The organism is Pseudoruegeria aquimaris, assembly GCF_900172235.1.
Classification (GTDB): domain Bacteria; phylum Pseudomonadota; class Alphaproteobacteria; order Rhodobacterales; family Rhodobacteraceae; genus Pseudoruegeria; species Pseudoruegeria aquimaris.
This window is the reverse complement of record NZ_FWFQ01000056.1, coordinates 1-1,253: the sequence shown is the minus strand read 5'-3', so window position 1 is coordinate 1,253 and position 1,253 is coordinate 1. Positions and strand designations below refer to the sequence as shown.

Genomic DNA, 1,253 nt, shown 5'->3' with positions numbered 1-1,253 from the left:
TGACCTGCCCCCCGCTGGTCCCTCATTCATAACGAGAGTCTGCGGGTTTGGGTTTGATAGTCTTCGGTTTCGGTTTGGGCAAGCGCGCCGGGCGCGGAGCCGTCGATTTGCTCAAGCGCTCGGCGCGCTTGCAGCGGCGTCCGGTTTCCGAGTGACGAGTGCGGCCTGATGGTGTTGTAGTCGTAGCGCCAAAGGGCCAGCTTCCGGCGGGCATCGTCCAGGGTGTCAAATATCTCCTCGTTCAGCAGCTCGTCGCGCAGGCTGCCGTTGAAAGACTCGATGTAGGCGTTCTGCTGCGGCTTTCCGGGGTCGATGTAATGCCACGGCACATCGTTCTGGTCGGCCCATTTCAGGATGGCCCGGCTGGTAAACTCGGTCCCATTATCGCTGACAATGCAAGCGGGCTTACCGTAGACCCGTACCAACGCATCCAGCTCACGGGCGACACGTGCTCCCGAGATGCTGGTGTCGGCCACCAGGCACAGGTTCTCGCGGCAGCAATCGTCGATCACCGCCAGGATGCGGAACTTGCGTGAAGCGCCGAAGCTGTCTGACAGGAAGTCGAGCGACCAGCGTGCATTTGGGCGCGCCGCCTCCGGCATCGGCGTGCGCGATCCACGGGCCCGCTTGCGGCCGCGTCGCCGCTTCACCGACAGTCCCTCTTCCCGGTAGAGCCGATATAGCTTCTTGTGGTTCATCCTCATTCCCTTGCGCTCAAGCAAGACGCCGATCCGGCGGTAGCCGAACCGGCGCCGCTTTCCGGCGATCTCCTGCATCTCCTTGCGGATCTCGGGGCAGTCCGGCGGGCGTTCGCGCCGGACTGTCTTGGGATCGACACCGACAAGCCGGCAGGCCCGGCGCTGCGAGATATCGTGATCCCGCATCGCCCTGAGCGCTGCCTCGCGCCGCTCTTTCGGTGTCGTCAGTTCTTTCCCAGAAGATCCTTCAGAACCACGTTGTCGAGCATCGCGTCGGCCAGCAGCCGCTTCAGCTTGACGTTCTCGTCCTCCAGCGCCTTCAGCCTGGCAGCCTCGGACACCGTCATCCCGCCATACTTGGACTTCAGCTTGTAGAACGTCGCAGGGCTGAGGCCATGCCTGCGGCACACCTCCGCCGTCGGCATGCCTGCCTCCTGCTCCTTGATCATCCCGATGATCTGCGCCTCGGTGAAACGGCTTTTCCTCATGTCGTCTGCTCCTTCAGGGTTGAGCAGACTCTACATCATGGTGAGGGATTTTGCGGGGGGCAGGTCA

Annotated in this window: 1 protein-coding gene; it reads right to left on the bottom strand. The window is 62.8% G+C overall.

The genetic code is table 11. The annotated features are described in order from the left end of the window. Nucleotides 1-26: 26 nt before the first annotated feature. Nucleotides 27-1,186, bottom strand: a protein-coding gene (locus PSA7680_RS18405; RefSeq protein WP_092501416.1) for an IS3 family transposase whose coding sequence is annotated in 2 segments (ribosomal slippage) — nt 27-937 and nt 937-1,186 — 1,161 coding nt in all. Because the reading frame shifts where the segments join, the coding sequence is not laid out codon by codon here. Nucleotides 1,187-1,253: the final 67 nt, after the last annotated feature.